General features: G+C 72.6%; 9 protein-coding genes, 1 other RNA gene and 1 pseudogene. 10 read left to right on the forward strand and 1 reads right to left on the reverse strand.

The features are described 5' to 3' along the window. The first annotated feature begins 16 nt into the window (after positions 1–16). Positions 17–404: a transfer-messenger RNA gene (gene ssrA / locus ACIQAK_RS05870) on the forward strand. Between the two features lie 190 nt (positions 405–594). Further along, positions 595–1,344 (forward strand): DinB family protein, encoded by a 750-nt coding sequence (locus ACIQAK_RS05875; protein ID WP_366387064.1) that lies wholly within the window; start codon positions 595–597, stop codon positions 1,342–1,344. Here ACIQAK_RS05875 and ACIQAK_RS05880 read toward each other — a convergent pair. After that, positions 1,298–2,770, reverse strand: coding sequence for an MFS transporter (locus ACIQAK_RS05880; RefSeq protein WP_366387065.1), 1,473 nt, complete (start codon positions 2,768–2,770; stop codon positions 1,298–1,300). The genes ACIQAK_RS05875 and ACIQAK_RS05880 overlap by 47 nt on opposite strands. Positions 2,771–2,872: 102 nt before the next feature. Between ACIQAK_RS05880 and ACIQAK_RS05885 the strand changes: the two genes are divergently transcribed. From ACIQAK_RS05885 to ACIQAK_RS05920, 8 genes and pseudogenes are all read left to right on the forward strand, one after another. After that, positions 2,873–3,841, forward strand: coding sequence for a LysR family transcriptional regulator (locus tag ACIQAK_RS05885; RefSeq protein WP_366387066.1), 969 nt, complete (start codon positions 2,873–2,875; stop codon positions 3,839–3,841). A 152-nt stretch (positions 3,842–3,993) separates the two neighbouring features. Beyond that, positions 3,994–5,330: pseudogene (locus tag ACIQAK_RS05890) on the forward strand (nitrate/nitrite transporter). Between the two features lie 131 nt (positions 5,331–5,461). Beyond that, positions 5,462–6,604, forward strand: coding sequence for a uroporphyrinogen-III synthase (locus ACIQAK_RS05895; RefSeq protein WP_366387791.1), 1,143 nt, complete (start codon positions 5,462–5,464; stop codon positions 6,602–6,604). A gap of 85 nt (positions 6,605–6,689) precedes the next feature. Beyond that, complete coding sequence (locus ACIQAK_RS05900) at positions 6,690–7,373, forward strand: CGNR zinc finger domain-containing protein (protein WP_366387068.1); 684 nt, start codon at positions 6,690–6,692, stop codon at positions 7,371–7,373. Positions 7,374–7,501: 128 nt separating this feature from the next. Beyond that, entirely contained in the window at positions 7,502–8,089 is a 588-nt protein-coding gene (locus tag ACIQAK_RS05905) for a sigma-70 family RNA polymerase sigma factor (protein WP_366387069.1), read from the forward strand. Continuing rightward, the gene (locus tag ACIQAK_RS05910; protein ID WP_366387070.1) at positions 8,086–9,048 is read left to right on the forward strand and encodes a zf-HC2 domain-containing protein; all 963 of its coding nucleotides are present in this window, start codon (positions 8,086–8,088) and stop codon (positions 9,046–9,048) included. The genes ACIQAK_RS05905 and ACIQAK_RS05910 overlap by 4 nt, the downstream gene beginning before the upstream one ends. Positions 9,049–9,201: 153 nt before the next feature. Then, a complete protein-coding gene (locus ACIQAK_RS05915) occupies positions 9,202–11,574 on the forward strand; it encodes a UvrD-helicase domain-containing protein (RefSeq protein WP_366387071.1) in 2,373 nt (790 codons plus the stop codon). Positions 11,575–12,055: 481 nt separating this feature from the next. Further along, positions 12,056–13,492: an NAD-dependent malic enzyme gene (locus tag ACIQAK_RS05920; RefSeq protein ID WP_366387072.1), complete on the forward strand. Its 1,437-nt coding sequence runs from the start codon at positions 12,056–12,058 to the stop codon at positions 13,490–13,492. Positions 13,493–13,759: the final 267 nt, after the last annotated feature.

The following is a 13,759-nucleotide window of genomic DNA, read 5'->3' on the forward strand; positions in this document are numbered from 1 at the left end:
TTTGATAAATCAACATGGGGATGATCGGTTTCGACAGCGGATGTCGAAGCAGGGGAAGCGAGTCGAGGAAGCGGCAATGATCTCGTAAACCATATGTCGCAAACAATAATCGCCAATTCCAAGCGCGATTCCTCCGCCTTCGCCCTCGCTGCCTAATTAGCAGCTAAGCGAAGACTCTGCGGAGTGTCAGCCCGGGGGTGATCCCGACCCGGATCCTGGCATCAACTAGGGATCTAAACTTCTCGGCCCGGCCACGGGGCCGAGAAGGAAATCAAACAGTGGCTGGGCCTGTCGGAGGCTTGTTCGCGTGACCTCCGGGGCCGAGAAAAGCGTAGCGAACTGCACTCGGAGAAGCCCTGGTTCCGCACCGTTGGACGCGGGTTCGATTCCCGCCATCTCCACCACCCCATGTAAGCCCCTGCCCCGCGAGCCCGCTCGCGGGGCAGGGGCTTTTCTCATTGCGACCGTGGCTCCGTGAGCGGGCCCGACCACCCTCGTACGGGCCGGTTAACCGGTCGCGTCCGGTGGAAACGGGCACTACCTTCCCTTCGGGCGCCGGGGCTTGCCGGGCGCCGTGGGCGTGGGGAGCAAGGCATGGAGAACCAGGGCGTGCGGACCGATCGGCTGGGGCTGCTGCTGGCCCAGTTCGACCAGGCCCGGGAGATGGCCCAGGTACGGCTGACCGGGCTCACCGACGAGGAGTACCTGTGGGAGCCCGTGGCCGGGTGCTACTCGATCCGGCGCCGGGAGGAGGCGACGACGCCCCGGGCGTACGGGCCGGGGGCCTGGGTGATCGACAAGGGGGCGCCGGAGATCCCGGCGAGTGAGTACGCCGAGGTCGCCCGGCAGGCCGCCGGGGGCATGAGCGTGGCGAAGATCGCCGAGGACTGGAGCGTGAGCGTCGAGCGGGTGGAGGAGGTCCTCGCCCATACCGGGGAGGCGGAGCCCGACGCCGTACCGGTCACGACCATCGCCTGGCGCCTGGGCCACCTGCACTCCGATCTCGCGGGCCGGTGGGAGTGGTCCTTCGGCGAGCGACGGCGGGAGCCGAAGCTGCTGGTCGACTTCACCCCTTCCGCCGAGCTGGCGCTGCGGCGGTTCTGGACCGCCCTGGACCGCTGGCGCGAGAGCGTCGGCGCGGCCACCGAGGAGCAGCTCGACACGGTCGGCTTCTCGCAGTATCCGTACGGCTCCGATCCCGACGACCCCTTCATCAGCACGCTCTTCGGCGCCAACCTCGAACTCATCCACCACATGGCCGAGATCGCGCTGCTCCGTGATCTGTGGCGCGCCCGGTTCACGACGGGCGAGAGGCGGCCGCCCGCGTCCCCGCTGCCGCGATGACCAGGGCCAGGGCCGCCGCGCCCATCGGGGCCGCGTAGCCGGAGACCGTACCCGCGTGCTCCACCAGCCAGCCGCCCGTGGCCGCACCGGCCGCGACCCCGCCCAGCAGCGCGGTGACCGCGAGCGTCATGCCCTCGTTCAACTGCCCGGCGGGGGTGGCGCGCTGGACCAGCGTCATGCCCGTGACCATGGTGGGCGCGGTCGCCGCGCCCGCCAGCAGCAGGCAGAGCGCCAGGACGGGCAGGGCGGCCGTGGAGGTGGCGGCGAGCAGCGGCAGGGACATCAGCGTGGTCATCGCGGCCAGGCAGAGGAGCAGCCTGCGGTGGACGTTCCGGGCGGGCCGCAGCGATCCGTAGACCAGACCCGCCGCGCAGGACCCCGCCGCCTGGAGCGCCAGGATCGCGCCCCCGGCATGGGCGATGGAGACGACCTCCAGCGCCCCGAACACCGCCCCCGTGGCCAGGAAGACCGCCAGCAACGCGGGCACGCCCGGGGTACGGAGAGGGGAGGCGGCCTCGCGCGTACGAGGGGCCACCGGTGGTTCCGTCGCGCGCTGGGCGGCGAAGACGAGGACGCCGGTCATCAGCAGGAGGGCGCCCACCAGCGTGCCCGCCTCCGGGAACAGCGCCCCGCAGAGTGTCGCGGCGAGCACGGGGCCCAGCATGAAGCAGAGCTCGTCGGTGGCCTGCTCGAAGGAGTTCGCGGTGTGCAGGGCCGCCGGGTCGCCCCGGTGGAGGTGCGCCCAGCGGGCCCGGGACATCCCGCCGGTGTTCGGGGTGGTCGCGGTGGCGGCGTACGCGGTGAACAGGGTCCAGGCCGGGGCGTCGTAGTGCACGCAGAGCACCAGCGCGAGCGAGCCGAGCACGGCGAGCGCGGTGGCGGGCACGGCGATCCGGGCCTGCCCGAAGCGGTCCACCAGCCGGGCGGTGAACGGCGCGACGACGGCCGTCGCGGCGAGCCCGGTCGCGGTGACGGCACCGGCGAGGGCGTACGAGTCCCGGGACCCGGCGATCATGATGACCGCGCTGACGCTGAGCATCCCCATCGGGAGCCGGGCGATCAGGTTGCCCGCGGTGAAGGCGCGGGCGCCGGGGGTGGCGAGCAGCCGGAGGTAGGGGTTGGCGGGCACCCGCCGGGCCGGCCGGCGCTGCCGGGATTGCGGCGCCGGCTGCCGTCGTACGGTGTGCGGTGCCGGCGGTCGCCGTTCGTCCAGTGGCGCCGGTCGCCGTCGTGCGGTCTGCGGTGCCGGCTGCCGTTCTCCGGGCTCCGGTGCCCGACGGCCCCGTACGCGCTCCGGCGCGGCGCGTGGGGCTGCGACCAACTGGCCGCCGGTGACGTTGAGCAGGGCGGTGGAGGAGTGGCCGGGGAGGGCGGCGGGGACGGGACGGGCAGCGGGAACGGGCCGGGTGGCAGGGGAGGACGGCATGGGGTCAGCCTCGCCGCGCTCCGTCGCCCCGGTCCAACACCTTCTCCCCGCTCATTCACGCACCGCTGTTGTGAATGGGGTGCGGCGTTGTAGATTCACCGCGTGCCCGCCCCCGACACCGACCCCCGGCTCCTGCGCGCCTTCCTCGCCGTCGCCGAGGAGCTGCACTTCACCCGGGCCGCCGCCCACCTCTTCGTCGCCCAGCAGGCGCTGAGCCGGGACATCCGCCGGCTGGAGCGCGAGCTCGGGGCGGAGCTGTTCGTCCGCACCACCCGCCAGGTCTCCCTCACCCCGGACGGCGAGCGTCTCCTCCCGTACGCGCGCCGGGTGCTCGACGCCCACGCCGAACTCGCCGCCGCCTTCAGCGGCGGGCCCGCCCGGCCGCTGCTCGTGGACCTGAACAGTGACGGGATGACCGCCGCCCGGGTGCTGGAGCGGGCCCGTGAGCTCGCCCCGGAGTGCGAGCTGATGGCGCGGTTCGAGTCCGGGCTGACCTGGGCGGCCTCCGAGATCCTGGCCGGCCGGCTGGACGTCTCCTTCGGCCGGGCCGCCGGGCTCGCCCGCGGGGTGCGCGCCGGGCTCTCCGTACAGCCGGTGCGGTACGAGCCGATGGCCCTGATGCTGCCGGCCTCCCACCCCCTCGCGGGGCGTGAGGCCATCACTCTGTCCGAGCTGTCCGGGACGACCGTCTACGCGGGGGCGGGCAACGAGCGGACGCGCGAGTGGACGGACCTCGCGGCGCTGCTGTTCGCCGCGTGGGGCATCGAGCTGGCCCCACCCGTACCGCTCGCCGTGGGGGTGGCCGAATTCCAGCGCGTCATCGCCAAGGCGGGTCACCCCGTGCTGGCCGTGGTGGATTTCCCGCCGCTGCCGGGGGCGGTGGTGCGCCCGCTCGTCGATCCCGTACCGCTGTCGCCGCTGATGCTGGTCTGGCGCAGGGGTCTGAACCACCCCGGAGTGGACGCGCTGCGTACGGCGGCGACCCAGCTGGGTACGGCAGCGGGATGGCTCGTGCCTCCGCCCGGCGCATGGCTGCCGGAGGGGGATCTGTCTCTGATGCGCAGCCGGTAGGGGGGCATCTCACCGGCCCGCCTCCGACCTGGTGAGAGCAAGGTTGCCCACCGGTCACCTCACGGCACCGCACCGAAACGCGCGCTCCCTAGCGTCGGGACAACACCCCGAACCGACGGGGACACCACCCCGACCCCCTGTGGAGGCGCGTGATGGCAGGCCGTTGGATCGAGACCTGGGAGCCGGAGAACGAGACGTTCTGGCGGGAGAGCGGCGAGCGCGTCGCCCGCCGCAACCTGTGGTTCTCCGTGCTCTCCGAGCACATCGGATTCTCCATCTGGACCCTGTGGTCGGTGATGGTCCTGTTCATGGGACCGGAGTACGGCGTCGACCCGGCCGGAAAGTTCTTCCTGATCTCCACCGCCACCCTGGTCGGGGCGCTGGCGCGGGTGCCGTACACCTTCGCCGTCGCCCGGTTCGGCGGCCGCAACTGGACCGTCTTCACCGCGGTGAGCCTGCTGGCCCCGACGCTGGCCGCGTATCTGGTGATGGAACCGGGGACCTCGTACGCCACCTTCGTGGCGGTCGCCGCGCTCACCGGGATCGGCGGCGGCAACTTCGCCTCCTCGATGACCAACATCAACGCCTTCTTCCCGCTCCGCGAGAAGGGCTGGGCGCTCGGCCTCAACGCGGGCGGCGGCAACATCGGCGTCCCCGTGGTCCAGCTCATCGGCCTTCTCGTCATCGGCACGCTGGGCGCGGCCCACCCCCGGATCGTGCTCGGCGTCTACATCCCGCTGATCGTGGTGGCCGCCGTCTGCGCAGCCCTGTACATGGACAACCTCCGGCCCGTACGCAACGACACCGGGGCAGCGCTGGAGGCGGCCCGCGACCCGCACACCTGGATCATGTCGGCGCTCTACATCGGCACCTTCGGCTCGTTCATCGGCTACAGCTTCGCCTTCGGCCTGGTGCTCCAGACCCAGTTCGGCCGCACCCCGCTCCAGGCCGCCTCGCGCACCTTCATGGGCCCGCTGCTGGGTTCCCTGATCCGCCCCGTCGGAGGCAGGCTCGCCGACCGGCACGGCGGTGCCCGGATCACGCTGGCCACTTTCGCCGCGATGGGAGCCGCCACCTCGGTCGTCATCTACGCCTCCGCCTCCGCGTCCCTCCCCGTCTTCCTCGTCGGCTTCACCGCCCTGTTCGTCCTGACCGGGCTGGGCAACGGATCGACGTACAAGATGATCCCCGGCATCTTCCACGCCCAGGCGCTGGAGAAGGGGCTCGACGGCGAGGCTGCCGCCGCGCACGGGCGGCGGCTCTCCGGCGCCGCCATGGGGTTCATCGGGGCCGTCGGCGCGCTCGGCGGCCTGGCGATCAACCTCGCCTTCCGCCAGTCCTTCCAGACCTCCGGCACCGGAACGGCGGCCTTCTGGTCCTTCCTCACCTTCTACGCGGTGTGCTCCGCGCTCACCTGGGTGGTATACCTTCGCCGCCCCGCCCCGCTCCCGTGCCCGCGAAGCCGCAGGCCGGTTACGCGAAGGTGTAGCAGGGGTACGGCTTGGCGACGAGCGACGTAACGGCCGGGAAATACGGGGGAACCGAGCCTGTCACGCGCGGTTGGCAGTCTCGGGCCTCCGCACCATCGCGTATCAGCAGGACGAGAGCCGGGAACACGCCATGCAGGACGACGGCACAACGCACGGGCCCCTCGCGGGCTACACGGTCGGGGTGACCGCCGCCCGCCGCGCCGACGAGCTCGCCACCCTCCTCAAGCGGCGCGGCGCCGTCGTCCAGCACGCCCCCGCCCTGCGGATCGTGCCGCTCGCCGACGACAGCGAACTCCTCACCGCGACCGAGGAACTGATCGACCACGCCCCCGATGTGGTGGTCGCCACCACCGCGATCGGCTTCCGGGGCTGGGTGGAGGCCGCCGACGGCTGGGGCATCGGCGACGCGCTCCTGGAGCGGTTGCGCGGAGTCGAACTGCTCGCCCGCGGGCCCAAGGTCAAGGGCTCCGTCCGGGCCGCCGGGCTGACCGACGCCTGGTCACCCGGGTCCGAATCGATGGCCGAAGTCCTCGACCGGCTCCTCGGCGAGGGCGTCGAAGGCCGCCGCATCGCCCTCCAGCTGCACGGCGAACCGCTCCCCGGCTTCATCGAGTCCCTGGAGGCGGCGGGCGCCGAGGTCGTCGGCGTCCCCGTCTACCGCTGGATGCCCCCGCAGGACATCGCCCCGCTCGACCGGATGCTCGACGCCACCGCCGCCCGGGGCCTGGACGCCGTCACCTTCACCAGCGCCCCCGCCGCCGCCTCGTTCCTGGGCCGCGCCGAGGCCCGCGGGCTCCTCCCGGAGATCCTGGGCGCGCTGCGCGACGACGTCCTGGCCGCCTGCGTGGGACCGGTCACCGCCCTCCCGCTCCAGGCCCGGTCCATCCCCACCGTCCAGCCCGAACGCTTCCGCCTCGGCCCCCTCGTCCAGCTGGTCTGCGCCCAACTCCCCACCACCGCGCGGGTGCTGCCCATCGCCGGCTACCGCGTCGAGATCCGCGGCCACGCCGTCCTGGTCGACGACGAACTGCGCGCGGTGCCGCCCGCGGGCATGGCCCTGCTGCGCACCCTGGTCCGCCGCCCCGGCTGGGTGGTGGCCCGCGCGGACCTGCTGCGGGCCCTGCCGGGCAGCGGCTCCGACGAGCACGCGGTGGAGACGGCGATGGCCCGGCTGCGCTCCGCGCTGGGGGCGCCCCGGCTGATCCAGACCGTCGTCAAACGCGGCTACCGGCTGTCGCTGGACCCGGCGGGGGACACGTCGTACGGGAGGTGAGCACCCGGGGGGTTACGGCCGGCCGCCACCGGGGGCACTCTGGGGGGTGGCATCCGGCCGGTGACCCCGAGGCGGTGACAGGCGCATGGCAGCGGGCAGGGGCGCGAACGTGTGGCGGTTCGACTGCGGCCGGATCTGTCTCGACCTGGTGGCCACCGGGCCCGCGGGCGGGACGCCTCATGCCCGGGAACTGCTCGAAGGCCCGGAACGGCTCGCCGACTGGCTGACCGCCGCCCGCCTCGTCCCGCAGGGGACCGCACTGACCGCACTGGACGCCAGCTGGCTGACCCGCTTCCGGGAGTTGCGGGCCGACGTGGACCGGCTGGTGTCGGCCCAACTCCCCGCCGAACGGGCCCGGATGGACCGGGCGGCCGGGCAACTCGCCCGCGTCGGCCACGCAGACGCCCTGGACCGGATCAACTCCCTTGCCGCCGAAGCCCCGCCGGGCCCGCGCGCGGTGCGGGACGAGGGCGGGGCGCTGGTACGGACCCTGAGCGGCGAACCCGGCTGCGCGGGGCTCCTCGCGGTCGTGGCGCGGGACGCGGTGGACCTGCTCACCGACCCGGTGGCGCGGGCCGCGCTGCGCCGCTGCGCGGGCGGGACCTGCCACCGGCTCTACCTGGACACCTCGCGCGGGGGCCGGCGCCGCTGGTGCTCCGGCGAGGTCTGCGGCAACCGCGAACGGGTCGCCCGGCACCGGCGCCGCACGGCCGCCTCCGCCACCACGGCGGCCGCCTCCGCCACCACGGCCGCCGACGAGCGTCCTTAGGAACCCCTTCGCGGACACCCTCAGGGGTTCTCCGCGAAAGAAACACGACCCGGCGTTGAATGATCCGCCGCCCGCTCCCGTATCCATGCCCGAAGAGCTCCATTCAGGGTCTCGACCAGGAGGTTCGGGTGCGCAAGGATGCGGCCGTGGCCGATGACCGTCCGCACAGGGCTCGACATCGCAGTGAGTCGCCCACGCCCCCTGACGGGATACCCGACGAGGAGCTGATGCGGGCGCTCTACCGCGAACACGCCGGGCCGCTGCTCGCGTACGTCCTGCGGCTCGTGGCGGGCGACCGCCAGCGGGCCGAGGACGTGGTGCAGGAGACGCTCATCCGTGCCTGGAAGAACGCCGGCCGGCTCAACCGGGCCACCGGCTCCGTCCGCCCCTGGCTGGTGACGGTCGCCCGGCGCATCGTCATCGACGGCCACCGCAGCCGGCAGGCCCGGCCGCGCGAGGTCGATCCGTCGCCGCTGGAGGTCATTCCCGCGGAGGACGAGATCGACAAGGCGCTGTGGCTGATGACGCTCTCGGACGCGCTCGACGATTTGACGCCCGCGCACCGGGAAGCATTGGTCGAGACCTACTTCAAGGGACGTACGGTCCATGAGGCGGCCGAGGTGCTCGGCATACCGAGCGGGACCGTGCGGTCCCGGGTCTTCTACGCACTCCGTTCGATGAAGCTCGCACTCGAAGAGAGGGGGATCACGGCATGAGCGACCAGCAGTGGCAGCCGTTCGGGCCCCGGCCTCCGGGACCCCGTATGCCCACCGGTCCCTCGCATCCCCCGCACTCCCCCTGTCCCGCGGGTCCTGCACACCCCTCAGGGCCCGTGTACCTCTCCGCGCCCGGGTACGGCACGGGTCCCGGGCACCCCACCGGCCCCGAGCCGCCGTTCGGCGGGGAGCCCGAGGGGCCCGGGCACGACGCGGCCGCCGCCTACGTCCTGGGCATCCTGGACGACGCCCAGGCGAGCGCCTTCGAGGCCCATCTCGCGGGCTGCGCCCGGTGCTCCGCGCATCTGGACGAGTTCGCCGGGATGGAGCCCATGCTGGCGATGCTGGCCGAGGCGCCCGCTGACCTGCCCGGTTCCCGTCCCGTCCCGCACGTTCCCGAGCGGCCCGCACCCCGGGTGCTCGGCGGGCTGATGGACGAGGTCGCGCACCGCAGGCACCGGCGTACGAAGCGGAGCCGGTATCTGATCGCCGCGGCGGCCGCCCTGATCATCGGCGGGCCGGTCGCCGCCGTCGCCGTCACGGCGGGCGACGAGGGCGGCCGCAGCGTCGCCGTCGGTGACCCGCACCCCACCAGCCCGGCCGAGGACGCCTTCTTCCAGCACATGGCGGAGAAGGTGACGGCGACCGATCCCACCACCCGGGTCGGCGCGACGGTCGGTCTGGAGGAGAAGGCATGGGGCACCCACACGGTCCTGGAGCTGAAGAACGTCAAGGGACCGCAGAAGTGCACGCTCGTCGCCGTCTCCAAGACCGGGGAGGAGGAGGTCGTCACCTCCTGGTCCGTCCCGAAGTGGGGGTACGGGATCGAGGACTCGGCGCACGCCTCGGCGAAGTCCCCGCTGTACGTGCACGGCGGTGCGGCGATGGCCCGCGAGGACATCGACCGCTTCGAGGTGCGCACCTTCGACGGGGAGCGGCTGGTGGAGATCGGCGCCTGAGCGGACCGGCCGGACCCGGCCGCTCCGGCGCGTGGCCCCCGGTCCTCGTACCGACGCACGATCGCAACACTCGCGGCGTGGCCGACAGGTGCGCTCGGGCTCCCCTTCGCATAGGGTTGACGGCTGCCCAATGCACGTCAGAAGGGGGCCTCGGTGGCCGCGCAGGATGCCGCTGTCGATTCGCTGCGGGACCGGGAAACCGGTGTCGAGCAGGAACATCTGGACCGGGTCTACCACCGCCTTGAGGAGAAGATCGACGAGGCGGAATTTCTCATGCACGACGCCGTCAAACGCGGGCAGGTCGGCACGCCCGGCGCCCTCGCCGAACGGGACGCCCAGGTCTTCCGGGCGGGCGTCCACCTCAATCGGCTGAACAACGAGTTCGAGGACTTCCTCTTCGGGCGGATCGACCTGCTCCTCGGCAAGGACGGTGAGCGCGGCCCGGACGGCGCGTACACCTCCGTCGAGCCGGCCGACGACGCCGTACGCGAGGACGCCACCGCCGACATCGCCGAGACGCTCCACATCGGCCGGATCGGGGTCCTGGACTCCGACTACGCGCCGCTGGTGATCGACTGGCGGGCTCCGGCAGCCGCCCCGTTCTACCGCTCCACCCCGAAGGAGCCGGGCCGCGTGGTACGCCGCCGGGTCATCCGCTCCAAGGGCCGCAGGGTCCTCGGGGTCGAGGACGACCTGATGCGCCCGGAGCTGACGGCGTACCTGGACGGCGAGCAGCTGCCGGTGATCGGCGACGGCGCCCTGATGGCCGCCCTCGGCCAGGCCCGCAGCCACACCATGCGGGACATCGTCGCCTCCATCCAGGCCGAACAGGACCTGGTGATCCGGGCCCCCGCCGCCTCCGTCACGGAGGTCACCGGCGGTCCCGGCACCGGCAAGACGGCGGTGGCCCTCCACCGGGCCGCATACCTCCTCTACCAGGACCGGCGGCGGTACGCGGGCGGCATCCTGATCGTCTCGCCGACGCCGCTCCTGGTCGCGTACACGGAAGGGGTGCTGCCCTCGCTCGGCGAGGAGGGCCAGGTCGCGATCCGCGCGATCGGCTCGCTCTCCGACGAGGCGGCCGGTGTGGCGGGCGCCACCGCTTACGACGAACCGGCCATCGCCCGCATCAAGGGCTCCTCACGGATGCTCCATGTGCTGCGCAAGGCGGCCCGGGGCGCCCTGGAGGCACCGAAGCCGCCGAGCGACAGCGGCCAGCTCTCCTTCGGCGAGGAGCCCGTACAGAACGGCACGGGGACCACCCCCACCCGGCTGCGCGTCGTCGCGTTCAACGCCCGGGTCGAGCTGGAGGCCGACGAGCTCCAGCGCATCCGGCACAACGTGCTCAGCGGCACCGCGCCGGTCAACCTGCTGCGCCCGCGCGCCCGCAAGCTGCTGCTCGACGCCCTGTGGAGCAAGTCCTCCGGGCGTGGCCGCTACACCGACCCGCAGCTGGTGGCCGAGCTCCGCTCGTCCTTCGACGAGGACGTCTCCACCGAGACGCCGTTCCTGGAGTTCCTCGACGCCTGGTGGCCCGAGCTGACCCCGCGCCGGGTGCTGGCCGCGATGGCCGACGAGAAGCGGCTGGCCCGCTGGTCCCGGCGCATCCTCAACCAGGGCGAGGTGCGCCGCCTGGCCCGCTCCCTCAAGCGCCTGGACGCGGACGGCAACGGTCCGCTCTCCGTCCACGACGTGGCACTCCTGGACGAGCTCCAGGCCCTGCTGGGCATGGTGGCCCGGCCCAGGCGGAAGCGGGAGCTGGACCCGCTGGACCAGCTCTCCGGTCTTGAGGAGCTGATGCCGCAGCGTGAGGAGACCCAGTGGGAGCGGGCCGAGCGGCTCGCGGCGGAGCGCACCGAGTACGCTCACGTCATCGTCGACGAGGCACAGGACCTCACGCCCATGCAGTGGCGCATGGTCGGCCGCCGGGGCCGCCACGCCACCTGGACGATCGTCGGCGACCCGGCCCAGTCCTCCTGGTCCGACCCGGACGAGGCGGCCGCGGCGAGGGACGAGGCGCTCGGCTCCCGCCCGCGCCGCCGCTTCACCCTCACCGTCAACTACCGCAACCCGGCCGAGATCGCGGAGCTGGCGGCGAAGGTGCTGGCGCTGGCCATGCCCGGCATGGAGTCCCCGGCGGCGGTCCGCTCGACCGGGGTGGTGCCGCGCTTCGTGCCGGTGGCGGGCGGCGACCTGGCCGGCACGGTCCGCGAGGAGGCGCGGCGGCTGCTGGCGGAGGTGGACGGCACGGTCGGCGTGGTCGTGGCGATGCACCGGCGCGCCCAGGCCCGCGAGTGGCTCGCGGAGCTGGGGGAGCGGGTGGTGGCGCTGGGCAGCCTGGAGGCGAAGGGCCTGGAGTACGACGCCACGGTGGTGCTCTCGCCCGCGGAGATCGCGGACGAGTCCCCGGCCGGGCTGCGGGTGCTGTACGTGGCGCTGACCCGGGCCACCCAGCAGCTCACGGTGGTGTCGGGTGAGCGGGACATGCCGGACGAGGACGGCGTACCGGACCTGCTGAGGGACTGACCCCCGGCCCGCCCGGGGGCTGACGGCGGCCGGCTCCACCGTGGCCGATCGGGTGGCCGGAACATGTTTGACGGGTCAACCCGTCGCACGGGAATCACTTCTCCGGGGTCTTTGTTACCGTGGTACTGGCACCGGCTCGATCCAAGCCCCCGGGCCCAACCTTCGTCGCTTCGAGCGACCACTTGCCGCGAGGCGAGCATGGCGGGTCGGTGCCACCTGAGTGAAGAAAGAGACAGGCCCGCGTCACCTGATGGTGGCGCGGGCCTGTCCTTGTTGACGGACCCATCGACCGTCGACCGTCTTTCCGAGTCGTCGGGGGTTCCGCCGAACGGGTGACTTCTCGTATGGTGGAAAATACTTTCCGAAAGGTGGCACTCATTACCGGCTACCAGTCGGTAGGTGCGACGATCGGGAAGCGTGTCCGGAACGAAGCTGTCCGGATGTGCGGCAATGAAGCTTGAGGAAAGCGAAGGACTCGGCCATGGCAACGGCGCCCAGCGTCTCGTATTCGATGACGGTCAGGCTGGAGGTGCCCGCGAGTGGCACCGCGGTCTCCCAGCTCACCACGGCGGTCGAGTCCTCCGGGGGGTCGGTCACCGGCCTCGACGTCACGGCGTCCGGCCACGAGAAGCTGCGGATCGACGTCACGATCGCGGCCTCCTCCACCGCGCACGCGGACGAGATCGTCGAGGGTCTGCGCGACATCGAGGGCGTCGTACTGGGCAAGGTCTCCGACCGTACGTTCCTCATGCACCTCGGCGGCAAGATCGAGATGGCGTCCAAGCACCCCATCCGCAACCGTGACGACCTCTCGATGATCTACACCCCCGGCGTCGCCCGGGTCTGCATGGCCATCGCCGAGAACCCCGAGGACGCACGCCGCCTCACCATCAAGCGCAACTCCGTCGCCGTCGTGACGGACGGCTCGGCGGTGCTCGGCCTCGGCAACATCGGCCCGATGGCCGCGCTGCCCGTCATGGAGGGCAAGGCGGCCCTCTTCAAGCGTTTCGCGGGCATCGACGCCTGGCCGATCTGCCTGGACACGCAGGACACCGACGCGATCGTCGAGATCGTCAAGGCGATCGCCCCCGGCTTCGCGGGCATCAACCTGGAGGACATCTCCGCCCCCCGCTGCTTCGAGATCGAGGCCCGGCTGCGCGAGGCGCTGGACATCCCCGTCTTCCACGACGACCAGCACGGCACCGCCATCGTGGTCCTGGCCTCGCTGACCAACGCCCTGCGCGTGGTGGGCAAGGACATCGGGGACGTACGGGTCGTCATGTCCGGTGCCGGAGCGGCCGGTACGGCCATCCTGAAGCTCCTGATCGCCGCGGGCGTCAAGCACGCCGTCGTCGCCGACATCCACGGCGTCGTGCACGCCGGGCGCGAGGACCTGGTCGCCGCCGACCCCGACTCGCCGCTGCGCTGGATCGCCGACAACACCAACCCCGAGGGCGTCACCGGTACCCTCAAGGAGGCGGTCGTCGGCGCCGACGTCTTCATCGGCGTCTCCGCCCCGAACGTCCTGAACGGCGACGACGTCGCCGCGATGGCGGACGGCGCGATCGTGTTCGCGCTGGCGAACCCGGACCCCGAGGTCGACCCGGCGATCGCCCGCGAGACCGCCGCCGTCGTCGCCACCGGCCGCTCCGACTTCCCCAACCAGATCAACAACGTGCTGGTCTTCCCGGGTGTCTTCCGCGGTCTGCTGGACGCTCAGTCCCGCACCGTCAACACGGAGATGATGCTCGCCGCCGCCGGAGCCCTCGCCGACGTGGTCGCCGAGGACGAGGTCAACGCGAACTACATCATCCCCTCGGTCTTCAACGACAAGGTCGCCGGCGCGGTCGCCGGAGCCGTCCGTGCGGCGGCCAAGGCCGCCGCGGGCACCGGGGCGGCCCCCTCCGCCGACCTCTGACCCCACCCGCCTCCCACCCGTTTCGCGGGGTCTTCCAGGGGTATGCGCCGGATACCCCGGGTCGCACCCGCCCGCGCCGTACGGCGCGTCGCGGTTCGCGGCGCCCCAAACGCCCCTTTAGGGTGGGCGGGCAGTGGGCCCCGCGGGGCCCGGCATCCGCTGCGGACCGCTAAGGGAAGCCGACGGAACGTCACCACGAGCAGGCAGTGGCCCTTTTCGTTGACCCTGAAGGGTTCCGGATTGGCTTTCCCGCCGCAGGTGGGGGCA

This window comes from Streptomyces sp. NPDC088706, from assembly GCF_044752765.1.
GTDB lineage: Bacteria > Actinomycetota > Actinomycetes > Streptomycetales > Streptomycetaceae > Streptomyces.

What these genes read in the sequence shown, in the direction of transcription:
- ACIQAK_RS05875 (WP_366387064.1), top strand. Translation starts at nt 595, where the DNA reads ATGGAGAACCAGGGCGTGCGGACCGATCGGCTGGGGCTGCTGCTGGCC.
- ACIQAK_RS05910 (WP_366387070.1), top strand. Translation starts at nt 8,086, where the DNA reads ATGAGCGACCAGCAGTGGCAGCCGTTCGGGCCCCGGCCTCCGGGACCC.
- ACIQAK_RS05900 (WP_366387068.1), top strand. Translation starts at nt 6,690, where the DNA reads ATGGCAGCGGGCAGGGGCGCGAACGTGTGGCGGTTCGACTGCGGCCGG.
- ACIQAK_RS05880 (WP_366387065.1), bottom strand. Translation starts at nt 2,770, where the DNA reads ATGCCGTCCTCCCCTGCCACCCGGCCCGTTCCCGCTGCCCGTCCCGTC.
- ACIQAK_RS05920 (WP_366387072.1), top strand. Translation starts at nt 12,056, where the DNA reads ATGGCAACGGCGCCCAGCGTCTCGTATTCGATGACGGTCAGGCTGGAG.
- ACIQAK_RS05895 (WP_366387791.1), top strand. Translation starts at nt 5,462, where the DNA reads ATGCAGGACGACGGCACAACGCACGGGCCCCTCGCGGGCTACACGGTC.